This is a genomic window from Komagataeibacter melaceti, from assembly GCF_003403295.1.
Lineage (GTDB): Bacteria > Pseudomonadota > Alphaproteobacteria > Acetobacterales > Acetobacteraceae > Komagataeibacter > Komagataeibacter melaceti.
In genome coordinates this window covers 1-672 of sequence record NZ_QUWV01000043.1, presented here as the reverse complement: position 1 = coordinate 672, position 672 = coordinate 1, and the positions used below count along the sequence as shown (strand labels likewise).

Sequence of the window (672 nt, the reverse complement as noted above, 5' to 3'; positions counted from 1 at the left end):
TGCCCTCCAGCGTCCATTCCCCCAGCTTGCGGTCATCTTCCGTGCCGGTGCCGATGGTGAATGTCAGCGGGTCGATCATCAGGTCGGATTGCGGCAGGCCGTGCTTTTCACACGCGAATTCGACCAGGCGGGTGGCGATGCGCAGCTTGTCTTCCGCCGTCTTGGCCATGCCCACTTCATCAATGGTCAGGGCGATGACGGCGGCCCCGAACTTGCGCGCCAGCAGCATGCGCTCATTGGCGATCGCCTCTCCATCCTCGAAGTTGATGGAGTTGATGATGGGCTTGCCGCCATGCAGCTTGAGTGCGGCCTCGATCACCGGGGTTTCGGTGGAATCAATGACCAGCGGCGCATTGACCGAGGAGGTGAAGCGGGTCACCACCTCGTTCATCTCCTTCATTTCATCACGGCCAACGAAGGCTGTGCAGATATCCAGCGCGTTTGACCCTTCGGCCACCTGTTCGCGGCCCAGCGCCACGCAGCCATCCCAGTCGCCTGCTTCCTGCAACTGCCGCCATTTTTTCGAACCGTTGGCGTTGCAGCGTTCCCCGATGGAGAAATAGCTGTTTTCCTGCCGCAGCGGCACCTGTGAATACAGGCTGGCGACCGACGGAATCCACACCGGCCGGCGGGGCACGGGGGCGGGGCGGATGCGGCCCGTGCCCTCGGCGC

Annotated in this window: 1 protein-coding gene; it reads right to left on the bottom strand. The window is 63.1% G+C overall.

Annotated features, from left to right (window positions below; translation table 11 throughout):
- A partial coding sequence (locus tag DY926_RS05780; protein WP_158551933.1) for a dihydropteroate synthase occupies window positions 1–672 on the bottom strand: 672 nt, incomplete at both ends.